This is a genomic window from Brachybacterium sp. AOP3-A1-3 (assembly GCF_052378285.1).
In the GTDB taxonomy this organism is placed as follows: Bacteria; Actinomycetota; Actinomycetes; order Actinomycetales; family Dermabacteraceae; genus Brachybacterium.
This window is the reverse complement of record NZ_JBQSXM010000007.1, coordinates 15,144-38,763: the sequence shown is the minus strand read 5'-3', so window position 1 is coordinate 38,763 and position 23,620 is coordinate 15,144. Positions and strand designations below refer to the sequence as shown.

Below are 23,620 nucleotides of genomic sequence, written 5' to 3'. Positions count from 1 at the left end.
CCGCTGAGAACCAGAGAAAGAGACATCACCCCATGCATGTGCACATCGGTACCGACCACGCCGGCTTCGAGCTGAAGAACCGCCTGGTCGCAGCGCTGCAGAACAAGGGCCACGAGGTCACCGACCACGGTGCCCACGCCTTAGACGCCCTCGACGACTACCCGCCGTTCTGCACCGATGTCGGCGAGGCCGTCGTGGCGGATGCCGGCTCGCTGGGGATCGTCATCGGTGGCTCCGGCAACGGAGAGCAGATCGCCGCGAACAAGGTGACGGGGGTGCGCGCCGCCCTGGTCTGGAACGAGGACACCGCGCGCCTGGCCCGCCAGCACAACGACGCCAACGTGATCTCCGTCGGGGCGCGCCAGCACTCCGAGGACGAGCTCGAGGCCCTCATCGACCTGTTCCTCGCCGAGCCGTTCACCGGCGAGGAGCGCCACCAGCGCCGCATCGACCTCATGGCCCGCTACGAGGAGACCGGCGGCTACGGGTCCGACACCGCAGCCGCGCCCGCAGGCGCCTGATGCCCGAGGGGCACACCGTCCACCGGCTCGCAGCGGCGCTGCGGGCCGGTTTCGGCGATCAGAGGGTCCGCACGTCCAGTCCGCAGGGCCGGTTCTCCGAGGCGGCGGACCTCGACGGCTGGGTGCTCGCGGACGCCGAGGCCGTGGGCAAGCACCTCTTCCTCGCCTTCATCCCGGACGCCTCCGTCGAGCCCGGTGCGCCGGTGACGAGGTATGTGCGCGTGCACCTGGGCCTGTACGGCTCGTGGACCTTCGCCGGGGACGAGGGCTTCGCCTCCGCGCACGCGATCGGCGCCCCGAGGGTGCGGGTCGGGGAGCGCGAGGAGGGTCTCGACGGCGGAGCCGACGGTGGTGTCGTGGACTGGCGGCGGATCGTGCCGCGGCCGACGACACGCCTGCGGATCGCCGGTGCCCACGGCCTCGCCGATCTCACCGGCCCCACCGCCTGCGAAGTGGTCGACGCCGCCGGCAGGCAGGCCGTGATCGACCGTCTGGGACCGGATCCGCTGCGGGCCGATGCGGACCCGCGCCGCTTCGTGGACCGGGTGCTCGCCTCTCGCACCGCGATCGGGGTGCTGCTGATGAACCAGGACGTCATCGCGGGGATCGGGAACATCTACCGCGCCGAGGTGCTGTTCCGCGCCCGCCTGGACCCGACCGTGCCGGGCCGCGACCTGACCCGCGGGATGGTCGAGGAGATCTGGGAGGATCTGGTGCCGCTCATGGAGTACGGGGCGCGCACCGGCCGCATCGTCACCACCCAGCCCGAGCACCGCGACATCGAGGCGCGGATCCTCGAGCGCTCCCGCGGCACCCGCCAGAACGGCGACGAGGACCCGGACGTCGTGCCCCGCGAGAAGTCGTTCTACGTCTACCACCGCCAGACCCTGCCGTGCCGTGTCTGCGGCACCGTGATCCGCAGCGCCGACATGGCCGCCCGCACCGTGTTCTGGTGCCCCCGCTGCCAGAGCGTCCGCTCCCGCCGCGCGACCTGGACCCGGGAGCACCCGGCGGCGCCCTGGGCGCTCGCGGAGCGTCCGTAGACTCCCCGGATGAACACGTCAGGTCAGGTAAGCACCTCGGGCCCTGCGCCTCTCCCTGTCCTCGCCGACGGCCTGCTCGCCGTCGGAGACGGTCACGAGATCTTCTGGGAGGAGAGCGGGAACCGCGACGGCGTGCCCGTCCTCTACCTCCACGGCGGGCCGGGCGGTCGCCTGAGCCCCGGCTACCGACGCAGCGCCCCGGTCGACCGGGCTCGGATCATCGGGCTCTCCCAGCGGGGCGCGGGGCGCTCCACCCCGTCGGCCGGAGACGTCGGCGGGACGGATCTCTCGGCGAACACCACAACCCACCTCGTCGCGGACCTCGAGCTGCTGCGCGAGCACCTCGGGATCTCTGCCTGGATCGTCGAGGGCGTCTCGTGGGGGAGCACTCTGGCGCTGGCCTACGCCCAGGCGCACCCGGAGCGGGTGCTCGGGGTGGTGCTGTTCGCGGTCACCAGCACCAGCCGTCGGGAGGTGGACTGGATCACCGAGGGGATCGGGGCCGTGTTCCCGGAAGGGTGGGACGCCCTGGCCACCTTCGCCGAGCGGCACACCTCCTACCGCCGGGGCACCGGACAGCGCCTGGTCGAGGCCTATCGTCGGCTGCTCACGCCCAGCGACTCCGATGCTGCCCCGGCGCTCGTCGACGCCGCCGCGGAGGCCTGGATGACCTGGGAGGACGAGCACATCCGGATCGGCACCGGCGCGGTCGAGATCTCGCGCCCGCAGGAACCGGCCGACGAGCAGCAGTGCGTCGAGCGTCGTGCGTTCGCCCGTCTGGTCACCCACTACTGGGCGCACGACGGCTTCGTCGCCGACTGGGCGGTGCCCTGGGGCGCGGAACCGGGCTCCGGACTCCTCGGCGGGATGCCCCGCCTGGCCGGGATCCCGGGCGTGCTGATCCACGGGAGGCGAGACGTCTCCGGCCCGGCGATCACCGCCTGGGAGCTGCACCGGGCGTGGCCGGGCAGCGAGCTCGTGATGATCGAGGACGAGGGCCATGGCGGCCTGCGCATGGTGGAGCAGTGGCGCGCGGCGATGGCGCGACTGGTCGCGCAGAACTCCTGAGCGGGGTCAGCGGCGCCCACCTGCGGTCACGTGCATCTCGATGCTGCTTTCCGAGACCGCTCCAAGACCGCTCCGAGACCGGCCCGTGACCAGCTGTCCCGTACCGTGTCGCCATGACCGCAGCACCTCGCACCCCCGATACCAGACTCCGGCTCCAGCGGTCGGCTGTCGCCGACATCGATCCTCGCACCCTGTACTTGCTGGCGAAGCTGCGCCAGGACGTCTTCTCGATCGAGCAGGAGGCCACCGATCCGGACCTCGACGGCCGGGACCTGGAGCCGACCACGACCCTGCTGTGGATCGAGGTGCCGGGCTCCGAGGCGGACGCCGCGGGACTGGAGGGGGAGCCCGCCGCGCACGTGCGGGTGCTGCGGGAGAGCGATGGGTCGATGCGCATCGGGCGGATGGCGGTGCGGGCGCAGGAGCGCCGCGCGGGATTCGGTGGCCGCATCATGCGCGCCGCCCTCGATCTCACCGCTCAGCTCGCCCCGGAGCAGCCGGTGCACATCGACGGTCAGGCCTACCTCGAGACCTGGTACCAAGGGATGGGCTTCGAGACCGTCGGGCCCGTGTTCCTCGAGGCCGGGATCGAGCACGTGCCGATGGTGTTCCGCCACCCGAGCGACTGAGCGTCAGCCCACCCGAGCGACTGAGCGTCAGCCCACCCGAGCGACTGAGCGTCAGCCCACCTCGACCGAGCGTCAGCCCTGCTGCTCGAGCAGCGTGATGATCTCCGCACGCTGGAAGTACTGGGCGGTCTCGCGGGCGCTGGGGGCACCGAGATCGGCGTCGGCCCCGGCCTGCAGCAGCGCCTGTGCGACGTCGGTGTAGCCCTTGAAGGCGACGCCCGCGAGCGGTGACTGACCGCGGTCGTTGGCCAGGTCCACATCGGCACCGCGGGCCGCGAGCTCGGCCACGAGCTCTGCATGCCCGTGATAGGCGGCGAGCATGAGCGGGGAGTTGCCGTCGCCGTCGCGCAGGTCCACCGGGGCTCCCTGGTCGATCAGCGGCAGCAGCTGCGCGGAGTCCCCGCGTCGGGCGGCGTCGAGCATCGACTGGGCGAGCGCGACGACCGCCTCGTCCTGTGCTGGTGATTCCTCCGGCAGCGGCCCGGGGCCCTCTGAGTTCTGGTTCATCGCCCCAGGCTACGGCCACCACCGGCCCGTGTCGCCTCAGCGCGAGACGAGCAGCTCGGCCAGCAGCGGCCAGCCCAGGAACCCGATCGCGAGCAGCAGGCCGAGCACGTCGGCCCGGCCGAACCGGCTGGGCTCCGCCCAGGTGCGATGCGTCGCCGTCGCGAAGCCGCGGGCGTCCATCGCGAGCGCCTGCTGCTCCGCGCCGCGCAGCGTGACCACCAGCAGGGCGAGGGTCGCGCTCGCGAGCAGCCGCGGGGAGGCCGCGGAACCGAGCCCGCGCTGGATGCGGGTGCGCAGGATGATCTCCCACTGCCGGCCCAGGTGCCCCGCGCGGACCAGCGCGACCACGGCGGCGGCGACCGGCCGTGCAGGGAGTCGCAGGCGGCCGCCGAGGGCGTCCCCGAGGGCGGTCGCCTCGACGCTGCCCAGCGCCAGCACTCCCGGGGCGACGAACACCGTGATCCGCGCCGCCTCCCGCAGGCCCAGCAGCCAGGCCGGTCCGGACAGCGCGGGGGCCTCGCCCAGCAGGGCCGTGGTCCAGGCGAGGCCTGCGGCGGAGAGCAGGATCGGGGTGAGCCGCAGCGCTGCGCCTCGCACCGAGCGCACGGCCAGCGGCGCCAGCAGCACGATCGGCACGAGGGAGAGCAGCCCGCCCTGCCAGCTGTGCACGGCGAAGGAGCCGATCGCGGAGAGGATCCCGATCAGGCTCAGCGTCAGCGGGTTCAGGGCGTCGGCCGGGATCCGTCGGCGGGGGACCGGGGGCAGCTCGTCCTGCGCGGAGCCCGGCAGCTGGAGGTGGTCATCGGCCCGCGCGATCAGCTCGGCGTCGTGGGTGGCGACCAGCACGGCGCAGCCTCGGCGGCTCGCCTCGTCCAGCAGGTCCAGCACGGCGCCTCGGCGGCGGGCATCGAGCCCCACGGTCGGCTCATCGAGCACCAGGAGGGACGGCTGCTGGGCCAGGGCGGCGGCGATCGCGACGCGGCGCTGCTCCCCGCCGGAGAGGCGGGAGGGATGGGCCCGGGCGAGGTGGGCGAGGTCGGCGCGTGCGAGCAGCTCGTCGGCCAGGTCCTCGTCGTCCGCCCAGGGGGAGGCCAGCAGCTCGCCGCGCACAGTGGCGGCGACGAAGGAGTGCTCGGGGTCCTGGGGGACCGAGGCGATCCTCTCGCGCGGCGGGCGGTGCACGGTGCCGATCTCCGGAGTGGCGGCACCGAGCAGCGTGCGCAGAAGGGTGGTCTTGCCCGCCCCGCTGGGGCCGGTGAGCGCAGTGATCCGCCCGGCGTGCACAGCGAGATCGACCGGCGCGCAGAGCCCGCGCGTCGGCACCGTCACCCCGTGCAGTGACGCCACCGGAGCACCGTCTGGAGCCTCTGCCGGGGCCCCGTGCTGCGGTGCAGCCGACGTCGCGACGTCCTCCAGCGCCTCCGTCTCGACCAGCACCCCCGCCTCGACGAGCACCTCCCGCCGCTCCCGCAGCACCTCCTCCGGGTCCCCGTCGGCGAGGATCCGGGCCTGGTCGCCGAGCACCACCAGCCGGTCGACGTGGGGCAGCCAGGGCTCGATGCGGTGCTCGGCGAGCACGAGGGTGCGGCCCTCGGCGGCCTCGAGGATCGCCGTGCGCACCTCCTGTGCGGTCGCGGGGTCGAGCATGCTCGTCGGCTCGTCGAGCAGCAGCAGATCGGGACCCAGCGCGAGCGACCCGGCCAGGGCGATGCGCTGCTGCTGTCCGCCGCTGACATCCAGCGGGGCGCGGGAGGGATCCAGATCGCCCCGGGCCGACGCGAGGGCGTCCTCGGCGCGGCGGTGGATCTCCGGGCGGTCCAGGGCGGCGTTCTCCGGTCCGAAGGCGGCATCCCTCGTGATGGTCGCGGCCACGAGCGCATGGGTGGGGTTCTGCAGCAGCAGTCCGCGCTCGCCGGGCCGTCGCGGGGGCGGGACCAGCCCGCTGCCCTCGCCGGTCTCCTCGTCCAGCAGACCCGCGAGGGCGCGCAGCACCGTCGACTTGCCGCTCCCGCTCGCCCCGGCCAGCAGCACGCGCTGGCCGGCAGGGATCACGAGATCCAGCCCAGCGATCGTCGGCTCCCGCCGGGTGAGCGGGCGCCAGGTGAGGCCGTCCAGCGATACCGGAGCGATCGGGGTGATCGGGGAGATCGGCGAGCTCTCCGTCTCAGGCCTCGGCGATGCGGGCATGCTCACGACCGGAGGGCAGGGAGTCCACCGCGCCGGTCGCCGCCAGGGCGCGGGATGCCGCCCAGCCCAGCACACCGCACAGCAGCGCCCCGGAGACCAGGAACGCCCCCAGCATGGCCAGGGAGAACGGCCAGCTCATCTCGGGGTAGTAGATGACCTTCTCCCAGCCCCATTCCAGGACGGCGGCGAGCAGCCCGCCGAGGATCGCGACCGGGAGCGTGAAGCGCCGATAGCGGGTGAGCAGGAACGCGAGCTCGACGCCGCCGCCCTGCATCAGCCCGGAGATCGCGGTGCCCCAGCCCCACGGGCTGCCCAGCAGCATCGAGAGCACCGCGGCCAGCAGCCCGGCGAACAGAGCGGCGCCCGGCTTGCGCACGAGCAGCGCGGCGAGGATGCCCGGCAGGAACCAGATCCCGGCGAGCAGCCCCTCGGCCGGCTTGAAGGCGGCGGTGAACGGACCGATCAGCGTGTACAGCTGCCCGTATCCCAGATAGGCGACCCCGAAGGCCGCCCCGATCAGCACGGTGACCATCAGGTCGAGGGTGCGGAAACGCGTCATCACTTCTCCTTCCATCTGCACGGAAGGGGCGCACAGGACCGGTGGCCCCGCGCGGATGTCCCGACTCCCTACGCCGGTGCGAGCCGGATCAGGTTCGAGGGTCTGCGCAGGTTCGCGCACTCTCAGCACCGTGGCGGTGCTCCCCTGTCAGTGGATGACCCCGACAGTCTAGCCGTCTCGGCGGCGGGCGCGGTTCGCGTCACCGACGGGCGCGGTTCGCGTCACCGTCGGGCGCGGATCGCCTGGTCGATCGCGGCGGCGGTCGCCTCGGTGTCCTCGGGGGAGATCACATAGTTCGTCCCCGAGCGCCCGACGATCTCGACCATCTTCCCTGCGCGGGTCACCAGCAGCCGGTACGGCTGCTGCGCCTGGCCGGTCGTGTAGATCTTCCGGCTGCCGACGGGGGTGAGCTCCGCGGCCGTGGACGCGGAGGCCCGGCCCCGACGCCAGCCGTACCCGCCGAGCGTCACCCCGACCGTGGAGGCCCCCAGCGTGCGGTACTGCACGGTGCGGAAGTCCGCCAGCGGCCAGGGCTTGCGCGGCAGGAAGCCGCCGAGGCTCACCGTGAGGCCGCGCTCGTCGACCACGAACCGCGCATGCTGACCCATCCAGGTCCACAGCGTGAGCAGGACGAACAGGAACGCGATCAGCAGGCCGGCGGCCACGCTGCTGCGCGAGGACATCAGCAGCGTGGCGATCACGCCGGCCAGCACCGTCAGGCCGATGCGGGTCCAGCCGATCCGGGAGGGCCGGGTGGTGCCGACGTAGAACGGGGCGTCGGGCCTCACAGCACGCCCGTCGAGAGGTCGATGATCACCAGATCGTCACCCGGTCCTCGGGGGCGCGGTACATCCCGTCGCCCTCGCGCACGTCGAAGGCCTCATGGAACTCGGCGAGGTGGCCCACCACCGTGTTGCAGCGGAACTCCATCGGGGCGTGCGGGTCCACGGCGAGGCGACGGATGCCCTCCTGCGGGCGGTTCATGCCGCGCCACACGGTGGCCCAGGACAGGAACACCCGCTGCAGGCCGGTGAAGCCGTCGAGCTCCGGGGCGTCGGCGCCGGTGGTCGCGAGGTACGCCTTCACGGCGATGGACAGCCCGCCCAGATCGCCGATGTTCTCGCCGATGGTGAGCGCACCGTTGACACGATGGGAGTCGTCGAGCTCGCGCGGGGAGAGCTCGGAGTACTGCGCGATGAGGGTCGCGGCGCGCTCGTCGAACGCCTCGCGGTCCTCCGGGGTCCACCAGGAGGCGAGGTTGCCGTCGCCGTCGTACTTCGAGCCCTGGTCGTCGAAGCCGTGTCCCACCTCGTGGCCGATCACGGCGCCGATGCCGCCGAAGTTCACGGCGTCCTCGGCCTCGGCGTCGAAGAAGGGCGGCTGCAGGATCGCGGCGGGGAACACGATCTCGTTGCGGCCGGGGTTGTAGTACGCGTTGACCGTCTGCGGGGTCATGTGCCACTCGGTCTCGTCGATCGGGCCGCCCACCTTGGCGTACTCGAACTCGGCGTCGAAGCGGCGCGAGGCGCGCACCGTCGCGACCAGATCGCCGGGGACGATCTCGAAGCCGTCGTAGTCGCGCCAGGAGTCGGGGTAGCCGATCTTCGGGGTGAACTTCTCGAGCTTCGTGAGCGCCTTCTCGCGGGTCGCCGGGGTCATCCACTCCAGCTGCTGGATCGAGCTGCGGTAGGCGTCCATGAGGGCGTCGACCAGCACGCTCATGCGCTCCTTGTGGGCGGGCGGGAAGTGACGGCTCACGTACTCCTTGCCCACGGCGAAGCCGACGGCGCCCTCCACGAAGGAGACGCCGCGCTTCCAGCGCTCGCGCAGCTCCTCGGCGCCGGAGAGCACCCGCCCGGCGAAGGCGAAGTCCTCCTCGACCAGAGCGGCGGGAAGGTAGGGGGCGTAGCCGGAGACCGTGTGGACGGCGAGCCAGGTGCGCAGCACGTCGAGGTCCTCGCCGGCGAGCAGCTCGGCCGCGGCGGAGACGAACTCCGGCTGGCCGACGGAGACGACCTCGAAGGCCGTCGTCGGGGCGCCGGTGCCCTCGACGAACGCGTCCCACTCGAAGGAGGGGGCGAGCTCGCGGCGCTGGGCGGTGTCCATCGGGTTGTAGGACTTCTCGCTGTCGCGCAGGCGCACCACGTCGACGTGGCAGGCGGCCAGGCGGGTCTCGAAGTCCATCACCGCGGCGGCGAGGGCGGCGGCCTCCCCGGCGAGCAGCCCCTCGCGGCCCGGCAGGCCGCCGAGAGCGGCGAGGTTCGCGAGATGGGCGACGTAGGCCTCCCGGATCTCGGCGTAGTGCTCCTCGCGGTAGTAGGACTCGTCCGGCAGGCCCAGGCCGCCCTGGTGGAGCTTCACCTGGTAGCTGGTGGAGTCGTGGTCGTCGGTCCAGACGTAGGCGAGCAGGGCGCTGGCACCGGAATCCGGGGCGGCCATGGTGCGGGTGATGGCCGCGAGGTCCCCGCTCGCGCCGATCGTGGCCAGCAGCTCCTCGAGCGGCGCGATGCCCGCGCTCTCGATCGCCTCGGTGTCCATGAACATCCGGTACAGGGCGCCGACGCGGGCGTGGTCCGTGCTCGGCACGGCTCCATCGCTCACGTCGCTCAGGTCGCTCTTGCCGCTCGCGTCGCCCGTGCTGTCGCCCAGATCTGCAGCGGCCTCTTCGATGATCTCGCGCACCCGCTCCTCGGAGAGGTCCCGCAGCTGGTGGAAGGCGCCGTCGCTCGAGCGGTCGGCGGGCATCTCGTGGGTGGCCAGCCAGTGTCCGTTGACATGGCCGAAGAGATCGTCCTGGAGGCGGATGTCGGGGTCGACCTCGGTGAGGGCGAGTCCCGAGCGGGTCGGTTCGGTGGGTGCAGCGGTCATCATCGGCTCCTGCGTGGTCGAGGGGTGGAAGAACTGCGGTTCAGAGAAGGATCTGAGAAGGATCAGAGAGAAAGATCTGAGAAGGATCAGAGGGTGATCAGGCCCAGCGATCCGAGCGCCAGGGTGAGCAGCCCGATCGTGAGCGGGGCGTACGCCCAGGGGGTGCGGGCCCGCTCTGCCGGGGAGCGTCGTTGGAGCACGAGGGTGGACAGACCAGAGGCGATCGAGAGGACTGCCGTGCCGATCACCAGCACGGGGGAGAGGATCACGAGGACTGTCGCCCCGACCTGGAAGGTGACGGTGCCGACGATGTCCAGCAGGCGCATCAGCATGGTCGAGCGGGCGCCCACGCGCTCGTTGAGCAGCGTGGAGACGGCGTCCTTGGACCAGTCCGAGGGGCGGGCGATGCGACGCCGTGTGGAGACGGTCTGAGCGGTGGCCAGGGCGATCCACACGAGGGCCGCACCGGCGCCGATCCACACGCCGAGCTCGGCGCGGATGTCGCCTGGCCAGAGCAGCAGGGCCAGCAGCACGGCGGCGAGGCGCAGGGCCTCCTCGACGCCGCTGCGCACGGCGAGCAGGCCGGGGTTCACAGCCAGCTGCTTGCGGGTGCGGGCCACGAACAGGCTGGTCGCGACGAGGGAGGCGAGGTGGCCGGCGCCCAGAGCGATGCCGAGCAGGAGGACCACCGGGCTGGTGGGCGCGAACGGCAGGATCGCGATCAGCAGGAGCACCCCGATCACCGGGATCACCAGCGCGAGCACCGACAGGCTCTTGACGAGGTCCCGCACGAGGTCGGCCCCGGTGGGCGGGTGGTCGTGACCGGTGTGATCATGCGGATCGGCATGGGGATCGGTATGCGGATCGGCGTGGAGATCGGCAGGGGAGTCGGCAGGGGCATCAGCGTGGGGATCAGCCTGCTGATCGGCGCGGTGCGGATCGGTGGATCCGGGGGTGCCGGGGGTGTCGGTCATGGAGCTCCTTCGAAGTCCTCACCAGGGTACTGGGGTCAGGGTGCCCCAGGACGGTGTGGAACGATGATCAGGTGATGATCAATGCCGCACCGCACACGGAGACGGGCCTGACCCCTGAGCAGCGTCGGCGCGCCGCCGGTTCCGTGATCGCCGCGGCCACCGGGGATGCTCTCGGCGCCCCCTATGAGTTCCAGGCCCCGGTGGTCGAGTCCGAGGACATCGACATGATCGGCGGCGGCATCCTCGACTGGCAGCCGGGGGAGTGGACGGACGACACGTCGATGGCGATCGTGGTGCTGGAAGCGGCGGTCTCGGCCTCGGACCGCCATGACCTGCGGGTCGAGTCCGCGCAGGACCAGATCGCCCGCGAGTGGTACTCCTGGTCGCTGGGCACTCCCGATATCGGTGCGCTCACCTCGCAGGTCATCCGGCGGGCCACCGACCGCGCCCGTACCGAGGACCACTACGCCCCGCGGGCCCGCGACTTCCGAGCGGCGGCGATCTCGGCGTACGAGGAGCTGGAGGCCTCGGCGGGCAACGGTTCGCTCATGCGCACCCATGCCGCGGTGATGCCCTATCTGCTGGCCTCGGACGACGACGCAGCCGCGGGAATCGACGCGGTGTGTCGTCTGACACATGTCCATCCCGATGCGACCGAGGCCTGCATGCTGTGGGGTTTCGCGGTGCGACACGCGGTCCTCACGGGCGAGATCGACGTGCGCCGCGGCCTGGATCGGCTGGATGCGGAGCGCCGGGACCTGTGGACCTCGCGGATCGAGGAGGCCGAGCGGGGCACCCCCGCGTTCTTCCGACGCAACGGCTGGGTGGTCGGGGCGTTCCAGGCGTCCTGGGCGGCGATCGCCGGGGTGATGCCGCTGCCCGAGGACAAGTTCGCGCAGCGGGACACGCTGGTCGCGGCGCTCGAGTCCGCGGCCCGCGCCGGCTACGACACGGACACGGTCGCGTGCATCACCGGGGCTCTGATCGGTGCTGCGCTGGGACCGAAGGCCGTGCCGCCGGAGTGGCGCCGCGTGCTGTTCGGCTGGCCCGGCTACGAGACCGACGAGCTGAGGGGCCTGATCGACCGGCTGCTCGGATCGTTGACCGCCCCGGCCGACGACGAGGACTGAACAGCACGCGAACTGAGCTGCACGCGGATCGACCAGGAAGAGGACTGAGCATGCTGAGCACATCGGGCCCGTGGGATCTGCGGATCGTGTCCTGGAACCTCTGGGAGCTGCGGGGGGACCTGCCGGCCCTGATCGAGGCGGTGCAGGACCTCGAGCCCGATGTGCTGCTGGTCCAGGAGGCGCCCCGGTTCGTGCTGCCGACCACGCGCCTGTCCTGGTTCGCGCGGCAGATCGACCGGAAGATCCTGCTGGGTGGGTTCGGGGGTCGAGGCCTCGCGATCCTCGCGACCGATGAGGTCGCCGCGCAGGTGATCCGCCGGGGGACCCACGCGGTCGAGCAGACCATCACGGACCTGAACTCGACCTACCCCCGCGGGGTGGCCGCAGTACGGCTCTCGGTGCCCGGCGGCGGGTCGGTGATGGTCTCCTCGACGCATCTGGCCCTGCAGGAGGACAACCGCCTGCGCCATGCCGCCCATCTCGCGCAGCTCGTGCGAGGGGCGGGGACGCCGGCGATCGTCGGCGGGGATCTCAACGAGACGGCCGACGGTCCGGCCCGCTCCGCGCTCGAGCCGCTGCTGACCGATCCGGCTCCGCAGAGCGAGCACACCTTCCCGGCCCGTGGGCCGGTGCGACGCATCGACGCCATCCTCACCACGCAAGGGGTGACGGTGCGCGACGCGCGGGCGGTGACCTCGACCCGCCGGGTCGATGAGGACCGACTGTCCGGGGCATCGGATCACCGCCCGACGCTGCTGGACATCACCCTCTGAGAACACTCGCTCCCGCAGGCTGAGTTCACCCCCGCAGGCTGAGCTCACCCCCGCAGGCTGAGCTCACCCCCGCACACGGAGTCCCGTCCGCAGCAGCACGACGTCGTCCTGGCCGCCGACATGACGGATCGAGATACCCGTCTTCTCGCCTGCGGTCGTGCTCTTGATTCCGCCGGCGCTCTCGGTCCCGCCGGCGCTCTCGGTCCCGCCTGCGCTCTGCTCCTCGTCGGCCCAGCCCACGACCGTGAGTTGGGTGCGGTACGAGTCCACGGCGCGGCGGACGACGTCGGCCACGCCAGGGTGATCCCGCCAGGTGAAGCCGGCGTCGGCCGCGGGATCCGGTGCGCTGGAGACCTCGATCATCGGCGTCCCGGTGCGCGCGCAGGCCGCCGCGGTGACGTGATGGGCGCGCACGTGATCGGGATGCCCGTAGGTGCCCTCGTCGTCGTACCCGATGACGGTATCCGGCCGGCGCTCCTGGATCAGGGCCACGAGGTCGTCGACCGCCTCCTCGAGCGGTCGATGGGTGAAGCTGTCCTCGCCGGCGGTGTCGGAGGGACCGGCGAGCCCCTCGCGGATCCACTGCATGCCCGAATCGCGGTAGGTGCGCGGTGCGACGCCCGCGGCGAGGGCGGGCGCGGTGCCGAGCATGCAGCGGGCCGCGATCCCGAGGATCGAGGTGGCGGCGTCGATCTCGGCGTCGCGGATCTGTTCGAGCGGCCGGGTGTCCTCGGGCGGCACGGAGCCGGGGACGACCTCCCCTTCCTCACCGCGGGTCGCGGTCAGGAGCTCCACGCGGGTCCCGGCGCCGGCGAGCGAGGCCAGCAGAGCTCCGGTGGAGAGGGATTCGTCATCAGGATGGGCGTGCACGGCGAGCACCGTGGCGGCGTCCTCGAGGAGCAACCAGGGATCAGTGGTCATGCGATGCCTCCCACGGCGGGATCGGTGTCGAGCACGCTGGTGTACAGCGCGGAGAGGGTCTCGGCCGCGGCGTCCCAGGTGCGGGAGGCGGCGAACTCGCGGGCGGAGCGCACAGCGCTCGCGTAGGTGTCGGCGTCGGCCAGCAGATTCTGGACGGCTTCGGCCCAGACGTCGGGGTCACGGCTGCCCAGCACGACCCCTTCCGGGCCGACCGCCTCCTGAACCCCTCCGGCGCAGCGCCAGGCGATGACCGGGGTCCCGCTGGCCTGCGCTTCGAGTGCGACGAGGCCGAAGGTCTCCGACCAGCTCGTCAGCAGCAGGGCCCCGGCGCAGCGCATCGCCTCGGCGAGCTCGTCGCGGCCCAGCGAGCCGACGAACTCGACGCGGTCCTCGAGGCCCAGCTCGCGGGCCCGGTCCTGGAGCTCGGTGAGGTAGTCCTCGAAGTCCTGGGAGACGCCGCCGGCGAGCACCAGGCGTGCTCCGAGATCGGGGTCGAGATGGGCGAGCACCTCGAGGGCGAGATCGGGGGCCTTGAGCGGCTGCAGGCGTGCGGTGAACAGGAGGGTGGGCCGCTCCCGACGGGCGTCGACGTCGTCGCAGGGGCGGAAACGGTCCACATCGACCCCGGGCCGGACCACGATGAGGCGGTCGCCGGATACGCCATAGCGCTCGGCGACGGTGCATGCCTCCGCCTCGGAGACGGCGACGACGAGGTCGGAGCCCTGGGCCACGAAGCGTTCGCCGGGGATGCGGCCGACGGATTCTGCGGGCTCACCGGCGTCGAGGCCCTCGGAGCCGTCGGGGGCGGCGACGGAATGGAAGGACTGCAGGTGGGGGAGTCCGAGCTCGCGGGCGACGGGCAGCGCCGCGACACCGCTGAACCAATGATGGGAATGGACCAGGTCGTAGGACCCCTCGGCGAGCGCCGAGCCGAGGGCGTCTCGGAAGGGTCCGATCGCCTGTTCCATCGCGCTCTTGGCGATCGGTCGCGCCGGACCGGCATCGAGATGGTGCAGACGGATGCCGGCTTCCACCTCGACCACGGCGGGCGCGTCGGGGTCCCGACGGCGGGTGAACAGATCGATCTCGTGGCCGAGCCGGGCCAGCGCTCGGGTCTGCTCGAGGACCACGACGTTCATCCCGCCTGCGTCGGCGCCACCAGGCTCCTCGAGAGGCGAGGTGTGCAGGGAGATCGCGGCGATGCGCAAGGGGACGACAGACATGGGAGCATCCTAGGCGGCGACATGGGGTGCTGACGGTGTGACCTGGGGGCGCCGAATGTTCGCCCGTGACGAAACACAAGGCGTCCTGCGTCACGGGAAGTTGAAACCGGGCTAACGGTCGTCCAGCCTGAGAAGCATGGATACGGCGGAGAAAGTGGATTGGGCTGCATTGAACGTCCACGCGGCGGGCCGTCCTGCTCGCCGTCTCGTAGCGAAAGCAATCGCTGCGGCTGGTGGCGATCGACAACCCGGCACCGTCCTCGACCTCGGCGCTGGTGCCGGAGCGGATTCTCTGCAGTTCGCGCGACGCGGCTGGACCGTGCACGCCTATGACACCGATGACACCATCGCGGGTCGCCTCGTCGAGAACGAGCGGATGAGCGGCACGGTGGATTTCCACCACGTCGATATCGCCGACGTCGACGAATTCCCGACCGCGAAGATCGTGTACTCGACCTACACCCTCGGCCTGCTCGGGCGCGACGCCCTGGCACGGACCTGGACGAAGCTGGTGGCGGCGCTCCCTCGCGGAGGAGTGATGGCTGTGGACCTGTTCGGCACCAACGACACCTGGGCCGACCGTCCCGACATCGCGACCCTCCCAGTGCACGAGATCGACGCGATGTTCCGCGGCTTCCAGGTCATCGACCGCACCGTGCGCGATGAGGACGGCCGTTTCCTGGCCGACAAGAAGCACTGGCACGTCATCACGACCCTCGCCCGGAAGCTGGGCTGACTCTCAGTGACCCTGGAGGACCAGGTCCCCCACGCGGGCCAGGCCTCCCACGCGTTCTAGGTCTCCGAGGCCTCATGGCGACCCTTCGGCCGTCCGGAGGCTCTGTCGATGGACAGTTCCGCACTGCGGTGCGGTCGCGGTTGCGACTCCGGCCGCCCTGGCCCCCAGGATTCGGATCAATGGTGGCCGTGGATTGGGATTCCCTTCGGTGGAACGCGGCGACAGGGGCTGGAGGGCTCTCCGGCGGCTCCGAGGGTCCTGACCCTGTTGCGGGATCCGGCGGGTCGGGGTCCTCCGTCGGGGGTGTCGTGGCAGGTGGGTCCGCCGGAGGTGGGGTGCCGGCTGGTTCCTGCCGGTCGATCAATCGAGGCATGGGGGATAGACCGTACGCGCCGTGGGGGCTGCTCCAAGCCCAACCGGCTCCGGGAGAATCCGGTGCCGGAGGCGCGTCGCAGGGTGTCAGCGTCCAGAGCCCAAGCTCCTTGGCGAGGTTGCATCGTGTGCACAGCCCCTGGCCGTTGGCATAGCTGGTCGGGCCGCCGCGGTGATGCGGTTCGACATGGTCGATCTGGCGGATGATCGCGGTGCACCAGGGCGTGCGACAGGTGACGTCGCGCCACCGGATCATCCGGGCCAGTCCAGCCGGGAAGGCGCGGGCCCGGGACTCCATCCCCACCAGCTCACCCGTGCTCGGGGAGGTGTAGAGGCGCCGGTAGAAGGCGCTGACCTCCTCGTCGGGATGGTCCTCTGCGGAGCTGCGCAGGTGGCCCGGGGGAGTACCGCGCAGGGTGTCGGTGATGACGTGGGCCGGGATCGTGCCGTAGCCCTCGAGCTGAGCGGATTCGGCCTCGTTGTCGCGACCCAGCAGCGCGGTGTCCGTGATGACGATGCCGAGCTCGAGACCGGGTGACTTGCGAACGCGATCCTCGCCAGCGGGTGGAGGGTCGGAGCGCTCGAGCACGGCGCCCACGAGGAGGTCCGCTTCGAGTGCGGGCACGGAGTGCTTGGACCCTGCGGCGCGCAGGGACTCGGCGCCTCGCTGCAGGGACTTCATCAGACCGGCCGCGTCGACACCACGCAGCACCGCGTTCACACGGGCCATGCCGTCGGCCAGCGGAGTCATCGTGACGTGCCGGGCGCGGGCGGCGCGCTCAGCACGATCGCGGGATCTCTCCGGTTCCAGCTGCTGGATCATGCGTTGGAGGTCGGACCGCAGCTGACGGTCGCCCTTCCCGGCCAAGGACAGCGGGTCCTCGCTGATCAGCTTGTCGATGGCTGCGCAGGTCTCCGGATCCGCGGCGGCGAGCGTGCTCGCCACCGTGGCAGCCTGACGGACCGGCAGCCGCCCGTCCCAGAGCCGGCCGAAGGTGCCCGGCAGGTGCTGCACCAATCTGTGGGCCGACGCGAGGGAGAAGGACGCCGACGCCGGGGAGACACGGCCGGCGATCCCTACCTCGGACGCCGCACCCTTCCCTTGGGCGGCGGTGGAGGCCCCTTCACGTCGATCCGCCTCACGGATCCTCTGCTCGGCGTGGACCTGCCAGGTGGCCTCGATGGCGGCCAGCGACGATCGCAGGTGATCGAGACCGCCGAGGATCGCGAGCGATTCCTCCGCGGAGTGCGGCGCCGTGGCGGGCAGGGGTTCACGGACCGAGGTGGTCCGAGTGAAGGCCTGCAGCGTGGCCGCGAGGATCTCGGAGAGAAGGTTCCGGGCCCCGGGACTCGCCTCGAGGGCGGCGACATGGGCGGCGACGTCGCACAGGAGATCGCCGGCCGACGGGTCATCGCCCGATCCGGGCTCCTCGTCGGCCTGCTCTCCTGCGGGTCGTTCTTCCATATCTCGAGCGTAGGTGTTTCTTGGGGGCGAAAGAAGTGCTCGAGCCGGAATGTGGATGACGAGATTGATGTGGATAAAGTATGTGGATAACAAGGGTGTGTGGAGGAAAGATCACAGCGCTGTGCAGAGCGAGGCGACACGGGATCAGGAGTGCCGGATCCGCCTAATGGGCGATCTGCCTGCATAAATGTTCTGCTGATGCATCGCGTATGTAAGTGTATGTTTTGTGGGCCACCCGCACCGCGCCAGGGAGCTGGTGCATTTCTCCACGCGGGACCACGGGGATTTGTGGATAACTTCTGGTGGGGAGGAAAGAATGCCTGAACGAGTGACGCCCTTGGCGCCGCGCATGGCCCGCAGATCGCCCCAAAAGATCTGCGGGGGCGCCCCGAAAGATCTGCGGGGGCGCCCCGGAGGATCTGCAGTTCGCCCCGGAGGGTCTGCGGGGCGGCCCGACGGGTGAGCTCTGAACGGGCTGGGGTCACTGCCCCAGCAGCGTCAGCACGGCCGTGACCCGCCGGTGCACGCTCGACCCTTCGCTCAGGCCGAGCTTCGCGAACAGCCGCTGGGTGTGCTTCTCTACGGCTCCGCCGCTGATGAACAGCCGCTCGGAGATCCCGGCGTTGGTGAGGCCCTCGCCCATGAGCTCGAGCACCTCTCGCTCGCGCGGGGTGAGGTCGTCCAGCGGCGTGCGCCGGCGTGAGGAGATCACCTGGCCCACCACGTCCGGGTCGATCGCCACACCGCCGGCGGCGACGCGCTCGATCGATTCCAGGAACGAACGGATGTCGAACACGCGGTCCTTGAGCAGGTAGCCCGTGGCGCTCTCGCCAGTCTCGATCAGCTCGGTCGCATAGCTGACCACCACGTACTGGCTGAGCAGCAGGATCGGCGCCTCCGGCCAGGAACGTCGGATCTCCTGCGCGGCCCGCAGTCCTTCGTCGGTATGGCTCGGGGGCATCCGGATATCGGAGATCACCAGGTCCGGGCGGATCTCCAGGGCGCGCACCACCAGCTCGGTGCCGGTGGCGGCCGTGCCCACCACCTCGTGCCCGGCATCCTCGAGCAGCAGTCTCAGGCCCTCGCGCAGCAGCGCGGAATCATCGGCGATCACGATGCGCACGGGATCACCGCCTCCACCCGGGTGCCGTGACCCACGGGCGAGTCGACCCGGAACGTGCCCTCGAGGGAGGCGACCCGGCCGGCCAGCCCGGCCAGCCCGCCGCCGGTGCGCAGCTCGGCCCCGCCGCGGCCGTCGTCCTCGATCCTCACCCGGGCATCATCCCCGATCCGAGCCACCTCCACCTGGATCTTCTGCGCCTCGGAGTGCTTCGCGGCGTTCGTGAGCGACTCCGAGACCACGTAGTAGATGCCGATCTCGACATGCTCGGGAAGCTTCAGGTCCGGGCACTCGATCGTGGTGCGCACCGGGGAGATGGCGGCGAGCTCGGTGAGCGCGGCGGCGAGGCCCCGGTCCACGAGGATCGGCGGGGCGATGCCGCGCGAGAGCCGCCGCAGGTCATCGAGCGTCAGACCCAGCTGCTCGCGGGCCCCGCGCATCACCTCGCCGGCCTTCTCGGGATTGTCGGCGGCGAGGGACTCGGCGCGGGCCAGGTCCATCGTGGCCCGGACCAGGCGCTGCTGAGGACCGTCGTGCAGGTCGCGCTCGAGGCGACGCAGTGCGGTGGACTCGGCAGTGCGCCCGGCCGCGCGGGACTCCTGCGTGCGCAGCAGGCGCTGCTGCGTCTCGTAGCGGGAGCTGAGCAGGCCGCGGGCGAGCCCGGCGTGGGCGGCGCCGAGTCCCCGCATCACCAGGCCCACGGTGAGCAGGAAGAACAGACCGGCCGCGAACTGCACGGCGATGTCGGCGGCGAGGGCGGACTGACCGGTGAACCCCATCAGCTCGCCGAGGCCGCTGTTGCCCGAGTTCGGCAGCGTGCGGTCCAGGACCAGCGCGGAGACCGGGCCGCCGACGACGGCGATCGACCCGAGGGTCCACAGCAGTGCGAGCGGGAAGGTGATCAGGGACAGCAGGAAGTTCGTCAGGATCCACAGCGCATCGAGCCAGGACTGAGGGTCGGTGAGCGGGGTGACCAGACGTCGGCCCCAGCCAGCACCTTCCGGTGCCTGCTTGGGCGCCGGCGCCGGCAGGTCCGTGCCGAGCAGGCTGGAGCCGAGGGTGCGGCCGGCGGCGGCGAAGCCGCGGGCCGTGAGCACGGCGCCGACGAGGATCGGCAGTCCGATCCAGATCACGGCGGTGCCCGCGCCGAGAGCCAGCAGGGTGAGGACCACGCTGAACCCGAGGGTCCCGAGCACGAAGGAGATGATGACGTAGAGCAGGACGCGGCCGATCCGCGCCGCCCAGCGGCCGACGGACCAGCGTTGGGCCGACGGGGCGTCGACAGGTGGGGTCATGGTCATGGTGTTCATGTCTCAACTCTGTCGTCGGACCGTCGTCGGCCCCATCCTGTCACCCGGTCAGGAATTGTCGGGCTGGCCCGACACCTGCCGACATGACCCGCCAGCATCGCGGCGGCCTCCCGTAGTCCGCGGCCCGCGGGCCCGCGGCCCGTAGTCCGCCGCCCGCAGCCGTATCCCGCCCCGGGGGTGCTCACCCGTAGGTGGGGTACTGGGGCCAGCCGGCGGGGGAGTCCTCCCAGGCCTGCTGGCGGCCGTAGACGGTGCGATCCATGATGTGCGGGACCGGCAGGATCGCCTCCGTGCCGCGGGCATAGGTCGCGTACGTGAGGTAGACCGTCCCCTCACGCAGCAGGAAGTACGAGTAGCCGGGGACGGGGCCCGAATAGCTGCCGTCCTCGCTGGTCAACGTCCATCCCCAGTCCCCGTGGTAGCCGGTTCCGGCCGAGGAGACCCAGGTGTGCGGCCAGCCCTGCTTCTCTCGCCAGGCGCGGAGCTTGTCGATGGGCGCCTCGGAGATCATCGCGAAGGAGATCTCCTCCTCGTCCAGGCGTCCCATGTTCGCCGGCAGGTTGTCCACCGCCGAGGTGCAGCTCGGGCAGCCCTCGTCCCAGTCGGTGCCGTACATGACGTTCTGCACCAGCAGGAGATAGCGCCCGGCGAACAGCTCCGAGAGGCGCACGGGACCGTCCTCGCCGGTGAACTCGTAGTCGGGGACCTCGACCATGGGTAGGCGGCGACGCGCGGCGGATGCACGATCGTTCGCCCGGGTCACCTCCTTCTCCAGAGTGACCTGGGCGGCGAGCGCTTCCTCGAAGTCGTCGCGGCCCACGACAGGGGGCGCGGCGGCGGGCTGCTGGGCCTTGGGGCGCGCCGGCTGGTCGATCGGCTGCGCCGGCGTCTCGATGCAACGGGCCATCAGGATCATCCTCCTTGCGAGGCGGCGTCTCTCGCCGTCCTCACCCTGTCGTCGAACGGGATCGGCAGGATCGACAGCGGCCCGGAGCTCCGAGCTGCCCTCAGCTCGTCTCGAGGATGCTCTTCAGCGTCGAGAGGTCCGCCGCGACGGCCTCGGCGTCGTCGGCGAACTCTGCATCGGTCATCGTGCCTCGACGCAGGGTGAAGACGACTTCGCTGCGCTGGTCGTCCAGCGGCAGCACCCGCACCGGGTTCAGCACGGACTCGCCGGTGGGGAGGGTGACCGTGTGATCGAGGACCCCGTACTCGTTCTCCGGCACGAAGCTCACCAGCACCCTCCCCATCGGGGAATTCATCGACCACTGGGAGACCTCGCGCTGCACCTCGCTGCCGGCGAGGCCGGCGGCCCAGCGGGGGAGGTTCCGCGGGTCGCTCGCGTACTCGAAGACGGCGCGCCAGGGGCGCTCGATGAGGACGTCGAGGTGGCGGGAGGTGCTGCCGCCCGAGGGGGTCACGGAATCGTCGTGCGTCGCGGATTCGTCGTGCGTCACGCTGTCTCGAGTCGTCGCTGCGTCCGCTGTGGTGCCGGTGTGCTCGCTCATGGCCGTGACGCTAGCAGTCGCCTCCCTCGGGCGACTGGTTCACGAGGCCAGGGGAGCGCTTGAGGAGGTCTGTGCCGTGACGGCCCCGGACGTCACCGCTGCGGCACGCTCTGCTGTGGCCCGCACGGCCTCGGGCCACGGCGTCGGCTCGAGGCCCTCCTGGGTGGTGAGGATGCCGGGCTGCAGCACGGAGGGCTCGTACCAGAGCTTCGCGATGCCGGACAGCTCCCGGGCGAAGGTGACCACCCCGGACAGCGCGCGCAGGGCGAACAGCGGGATCCGCAGCGGCCGACGGACCGGCTGGTCCAGCAGGTCCGAGGCGAGGGCGATGAGCTCCCGCGGGGAACGTGCTGCGGCCGACGGGGCGTGGAGCACCGCGTCCCCCGTCGGGGCGAGGCGCTCGGCGTGCCGCGCCGCGTGGAGCATGGCGCGCGCGAGATCTGGGATGTGGGTGAGCGTGTGCGGGGCGTCGGGAGCGCCCGCCACGATCGGACGGTGCCCGGTGGCGATCCGCTCGATGACCATGGCGCTGGCCACGGCGGCGCCGGTGCCCACGGCGGTCGGGCCCACGAGGTCCGAGGCGACGAGGCTCAGGGTGCGCGCGGTATGGAGCCGGCGCTGTTCGAGCAGCGCGACGCGCACCTCGCCCTTCGCATCCAGCGGCGTGCGATCCGCCCCTTCGACGAGATTCGAGGCTCCGCCCTGGAAGGCGTACATCGATTCCGGGAAGACGACGGGGATGCCCCGTTCGGCGGCGGCCTCGAGCACGGCGAGCTCGCGCGGCGGCAGGTCACGGCGCCAGACGCGGGCGTCGTAGGCGGCGTGGAAGGTGGCGTGGACGGCGTCGGCCCCGAGGAGCGCGGTCTGGAGGGCGGCCGGGTCGAGCACGTCGCCCGCGACACGGTCGATGCCCGGGGCCGGGGCGACCTCGCTGCGTCGCAGCACGGTGACGCTGTCGCCGTCCGTGAGAGCGCGCTCGATGATCGCGCGGCCGATCTGTCCTTCTCCGATGACGAGATGATGCATGGTGACTCCTCAAGTGTGAGCACTGCTCTCGGTGCTGTCGAGAACAGTGAACACCGCTCTCGTTTGAGAGTCAAGAGCAGTGCTCTCGATGTGTGGCAGGATGTCGACATGACTGCTGACGGGACTGCGACGACGGCCGACGGGACTGCGACGAGAAAGCCGGCCACGCCGCGAGCGGTGGCTCGGGAGCGCACGATGGCGCGCATCGTCGAGCTCGGGAACGCCCAGCTCGCCGAGTGCGGGGCGGGGGAGCTCAGCGTGCGCGAGATCGCGCGCGGCCTGGGCATGGTCTCCTCTGCGGTTTACCGCTACGTGTGCAGCCGCGACGAGCTGCTCACACTGCTGATCGTCGACGCCTACGCCGACCTCGCCGACGCCGTCGACGGCGCGCTCGCCGAGGTGGATACCGGATCGGAGAAGGGGATAGGCGCTGGTCCGCGGGCGCGCTTCCATGCGCTGGCCACGGCGATGGTCCGCTGGGCCCTTGCGCACCCCGAGCGCTGGACCCTGCTGTACGGCACACCGGTGAGCGGCTACGACGCCCCGGCGGAGAGCACCAACACCGACGGCACCCGGGTCATGGCGCGCATGCTCATGATCGCGGCAGACGCAGACGCAGACGCAGACGCAGGCGCAGACGCAGGGGCAGCGGACGTGGGGGCGTCGGGCGCTGGAACTCCTGCCGACAAGCACCGCACCCTGTACGTCGACCCCGAGGTGCGGGCACTGCTGGGAGTCCACTTCGCCGAGTTCGGCGTGCAGGCCGACGCCGAGGTCGGCGTGCGGGCCGTGACCGCGTGGAGCAGCCTGGTCGGAGTCATCAGCGCCCACGTGTTCCGCCAGCTGGGGGCGGATGCCGCCGCCGTGGGCGAGCAGCTGCTCGCGAGCCAGGTCGAGCTGCTGGCGGACCTCATCACCGGACGCTGAGGCGCCCGCCCGACTCCTGATCCCACGCGGCGAGGGCGATGCGCGCCGCGGCCAGCACGGACGCGGGTTCCCGCAGTCGTGCCCCGTCGGCCTCGGGTACCACGACGACCCAGCGCGCCCGCCCCCGCCGGCGCATCCTCCCGATCTCGATCCCGCGACCAGCCGCCATGGGCAGGAGGAGGGCGCCGCTCGGGCCGACCTGCAGGTATTGGGCGAGCTCCGGACGCCGCTCGAGGAGGAGGGCGCGAATCTGCTCCCGCTCGTCCTGAGCGGTGCCGCCTGTCGAGGGGTGCGCGAGGACCGGTCCTGTCGTGGTCATATCGCGAACCTACGCAGGGGGTCCGACAGACGAACGGGGCCGGCGCCGATTCCCGCCCGGCACCGACCCGGACGGGCTACGGTGGGCGTCATCTATGAACTGCATCACATGGAGGTCGTCGTGCCCCTCTACGAATTCCGCTGCGAGAACTCCCACCTGCATGAACTCCTGCTCTCGATGACAGCGGCGGACCGCAGCGCACCATGTCCCGAGTGCGGCGGCGCGGCGACCCGCCTGATCAGCTCACCGGCGCTCGGCCACCTCGGCTCCGCGCGAGCCCAGCTCATCGACCGCACCGAGTCGAGTGCGCACGCGCCCACGGTCGTCGACCAGGTGCCCGGCCGCGGAGCCCCGCGCCCCGCCCGCACCACGCACGATCCGCGCCACGCGCGGCTGCCGCGCCCCTGAGGCGCCCCTGGACCTGATGGCGCCGG

The 23,620-nt window shown here is 71.6% G+C and carries 24 protein-coding genes and 1 riboswitch; of the genes, 9 read left to right on the top strand and 15 right to left on the bottom strand.

Annotation, left to right across the window (positions count from 1 at the left end; translation table 11 throughout):
* The first annotated feature begins 32 nt into the window (after positions 1 to 32).
* The 4 genes from ACT3T5_RS11125 to ACT3T5_RS11110 all read left to right on the top strand — a co-directional run bounded on the left by ACT3T5_RS11125 (position 33) and on the right by ACT3T5_RS11110 (position 3,261).
* Entirely contained in the window at positions 33 to 521 is a 489-nt protein-coding gene (locus ACT3T5_RS11125; RefSeq protein WP_444594356.1) for a ribose-5-phosphate isomerase, read from the top strand.
* The gene (locus tag ACT3T5_RS11120) at positions 521 to 1,564 is read left to right on the top strand and encodes an Fpg/Nei family DNA glycosylase (protein WP_444594355.1); all 1,044 of its coding nucleotides are present in this window, start codon (positions 521 to 523) and stop codon (positions 1,562 to 1,564) included. Before ACT3T5_RS11125 ends, ACT3T5_RS11120 begins: the two co-directional genes overlap by 1 nt.
* A 9-nt stretch (positions 1,565 to 1,573) precedes the next feature.
* Positions 1,574 to 2,632, top strand: coding sequence for an alpha/beta fold hydrolase (locus ACT3T5_RS11115; protein ID WP_443335387.1), 1,059 nt, complete (start codon positions 1,574 to 1,576; stop codon positions 2,630 to 2,632).
* A 113-nt stretch (positions 2,633 to 2,745) separates the two neighbouring features.
* A complete protein-coding gene (locus ACT3T5_RS11110) occupies positions 2,746 to 3,261 on the top strand; it encodes a GNAT family N-acetyltransferase (protein WP_443335388.1) in 516 nt (171 codons plus the stop codon).
* Positions 3,262 to 3,333: 72 nt separating this feature from the next.
* Here ACT3T5_RS11110 and ACT3T5_RS11105 read toward each other — a convergent pair whose 3' ends face one another.
* From ACT3T5_RS11105 to ACT3T5_RS11080, 6 genes are all read right to left on the bottom strand, one after another.
* The gene (locus tag ACT3T5_RS11105) at positions 3,334 to 3,768 is read right to left on the bottom strand and encodes an ankyrin repeat domain-containing protein (protein ID WP_443335389.1); all 435 of its coding nucleotides are present in this window, start codon (positions 3,766 to 3,768) and stop codon (positions 3,334 to 3,336) included.
* 36 nt (positions 3,769 to 3,804) lie between these two features.
* Positions 3,805 to 5,955: an ATP-binding cassette domain-containing protein gene (locus ACT3T5_RS11100; protein WP_444594425.1), complete on the bottom strand. Its 2,151-nt coding sequence runs from the start codon at positions 5,953 to 5,955 to the stop codon at positions 3,805 to 3,807.
* Entirely contained in the window at positions 5,933 to 6,514 is a 582-nt protein-coding gene (locus ACT3T5_RS11095) for an ECF transporter S component (RefSeq protein WP_193116176.1), read from the bottom strand. Before ACT3T5_RS11095 ends, ACT3T5_RS11100 begins: the two co-directional genes overlap by 23 nt.
* A 48-nt stretch (positions 6,515 to 6,562) precedes the next feature.
* Positions 6,563 to 6,670: riboswitch (TPP riboswitch) on the bottom strand.
* Positions 6,671 to 6,735: 65 nt separating this feature from the next.
* On the bottom strand, positions 6,736 to 7,302 hold the full coding sequence (locus tag ACT3T5_RS11090) for a hypothetical protein (protein WP_343925649.1): 567 nt from the start codon (positions 7,300 to 7,302) through the stop codon (positions 6,736 to 6,738).
* Between the two features lie 25 nt (positions 7,303 to 7,327).
* The gene (locus ACT3T5_RS11085) at positions 7,328 to 9,382 is read right to left on the bottom strand and encodes a M13 family metallopeptidase (RefSeq protein WP_444594354.1); all 2,055 of its coding nucleotides are present in this window, start codon (positions 9,380 to 9,382) and stop codon (positions 7,328 to 7,330) included.
* An 86-nt stretch (positions 9,383 to 9,468) separates the two neighbouring features.
* Complete coding sequence (locus tag ACT3T5_RS11080) at positions 9,469 to 10,356, bottom strand: hypothetical protein (protein WP_444594353.1); 888 nt, start codon at positions 10,354 to 10,356, stop codon at positions 9,469 to 9,471.
* Between the two features lie 74 nt (positions 10,357 to 10,430).
* Here ACT3T5_RS11080 and ACT3T5_RS11075 point away from each other — a divergent pair, with 74 nt between their 5' ends.
* Positions 10,431 to 11,486, top strand: a complete 1,056-nt coding sequence (locus tag ACT3T5_RS11075) for an ADP-ribosylglycohydrolase family protein (protein WP_343925655.1) — start codon at positions 10,431 to 10,433, stop codon at positions 11,484 to 11,486.
* Positions 11,487 to 11,536: 50 nt separating this feature from the next.
* A complete protein-coding gene (locus ACT3T5_RS11070; protein WP_444594352.1) occupies positions 11,537 to 12,259 on the top strand; it encodes an endonuclease/exonuclease/phosphatase family protein in 723 nt (240 codons plus the stop codon).
* 63 nt (positions 12,260 to 12,322) lie between these two features.
* On the opposite strand, the gene ACT3T5_RS11065 is transcribed toward ACT3T5_RS11070, so the two are convergent.
* Together ACT3T5_RS11065 and ACT3T5_RS11060 are read right to left on the bottom strand one after the other, a co-directional pair.
* Complete coding sequence (locus ACT3T5_RS11065; RefSeq protein ID WP_444594351.1) at positions 12,323 to 13,180, bottom strand: PIG-L deacetylase family protein; 858 nt, start codon at positions 13,178 to 13,180, stop codon at positions 12,323 to 12,325.
* Entirely contained in the window at positions 13,177 to 14,403 is a 1,227-nt protein-coding gene (locus ACT3T5_RS11060; RefSeq protein ID WP_444594350.1) for a glycosyltransferase, read from the bottom strand. Before ACT3T5_RS11060 ends, ACT3T5_RS11065 begins: the two co-directional genes overlap by 4 nt.
* Before the next feature lie 136 nt (positions 14,404 to 14,539).
* On the opposite strand from ACT3T5_RS11060, the gene ACT3T5_RS11055 reads away from it, so the two are divergent.
* Positions 14,540 to 15,139 (top strand): class I SAM-dependent methyltransferase, encoded by a 600-nt coding sequence (locus tag ACT3T5_RS11055; RefSeq protein WP_444594349.1) that lies wholly within the window; start codon positions 14,540 to 14,542, stop codon positions 15,137 to 15,139.
* On the opposite strand, the gene ACT3T5_RS11050 is transcribed toward ACT3T5_RS11055, so the two are convergent.
* The 6 genes from ACT3T5_RS11050 to ACT3T5_RS11025 all read right to left on the bottom strand — a co-directional run bounded on the left by ACT3T5_RS11050 (position 15,111) and on the right by ACT3T5_RS11025 (position 21,940).
* A complete protein-coding gene (locus tag ACT3T5_RS11050; RefSeq protein WP_444594348.1) occupies positions 15,111 to 16,976 on the bottom strand; it encodes an HNH endonuclease in 1,866 nt (621 codons plus the stop codon). The two genes, ACT3T5_RS11055 and ACT3T5_RS11050, sit on opposite strands and share 29 nt — an antisense overlap.
* 481 nt (positions 16,977 to 17,457) lie before the next feature.
* A complete protein-coding gene (locus ACT3T5_RS11045) occupies positions 17,458 to 18,099 on the bottom strand; it encodes a response regulator transcription factor (RefSeq protein ID WP_343925667.1) in 642 nt (213 codons plus the stop codon).
* A complete protein-coding gene (locus ACT3T5_RS11040) occupies positions 18,087 to 19,406 on the bottom strand; it encodes a sensor histidine kinase (RefSeq protein ID WP_444594347.1) in 1,320 nt (439 codons plus the stop codon). The genes ACT3T5_RS11045 and ACT3T5_RS11040 overlap by 13 nt, the downstream gene beginning before the upstream one ends.
* Before the next feature lie 181 nt (positions 19,407 to 19,587).
* A complete protein-coding gene (locus ACT3T5_RS11035) occupies positions 19,588 to 20,313 on the bottom strand; it encodes a DUF899 family protein (RefSeq protein ID WP_343925671.1) in 726 nt (241 codons plus the stop codon).
* A gap of 100 nt (positions 20,314 to 20,413) precedes the next feature.
* The gene (locus ACT3T5_RS11030) at positions 20,414 to 20,914 is read right to left on the bottom strand and encodes an SRPBCC family protein (RefSeq protein WP_444594346.1); all 501 of its coding nucleotides are present in this window, start codon (positions 20,912 to 20,914) and stop codon (positions 20,414 to 20,416) included.
* A 39-nt stretch (positions 20,915 to 20,953) separates the two neighbouring features.
* Complete coding sequence (locus tag ACT3T5_RS11025) at positions 20,954 to 21,940, bottom strand: NAD-dependent epimerase/dehydratase family protein (RefSeq protein ID WP_444594345.1); 987 nt, start codon at positions 21,938 to 21,940, stop codon at positions 20,954 to 20,956.
* Positions 21,941 to 22,135: 195 nt separating this feature from the next.
* Here ACT3T5_RS11025 and ACT3T5_RS11020 point away from each other — a divergent pair, with 195 nt between their 5' ends.
* The gene (locus ACT3T5_RS11020; protein ID WP_444594344.1) at positions 22,136 to 22,867 is read left to right on the top strand and encodes a TetR/AcrR family transcriptional regulator; all 732 of its coding nucleotides are present in this window, start codon (positions 22,136 to 22,138) and stop codon (positions 22,865 to 22,867) included.
* Here ACT3T5_RS11020 and ACT3T5_RS11015 read toward each other — a convergent pair.
* Entirely contained in the window at positions 22,854 to 23,186 is a 333-nt protein-coding gene (locus tag ACT3T5_RS11015) for a hypothetical protein (protein WP_343925679.1), read from the bottom strand. The genes ACT3T5_RS11020 and ACT3T5_RS11015 overlap by 14 nt on opposite strands.
* Before the next feature lie 120 nt (positions 23,187 to 23,306).
* Here ACT3T5_RS11015 and ACT3T5_RS11010 point away from each other — a divergent pair, with 120 nt between their 5' ends.
* Positions 23,307 to 23,594 (top strand): FmdB family zinc ribbon protein, encoded by a 288-nt coding sequence (locus ACT3T5_RS11010; RefSeq protein ID WP_193116160.1) that lies wholly within the window; start codon positions 23,307 to 23,309, stop codon positions 23,592 to 23,594.
* Positions 23,595 to 23,620 lie beyond the last annotated feature (26 nt).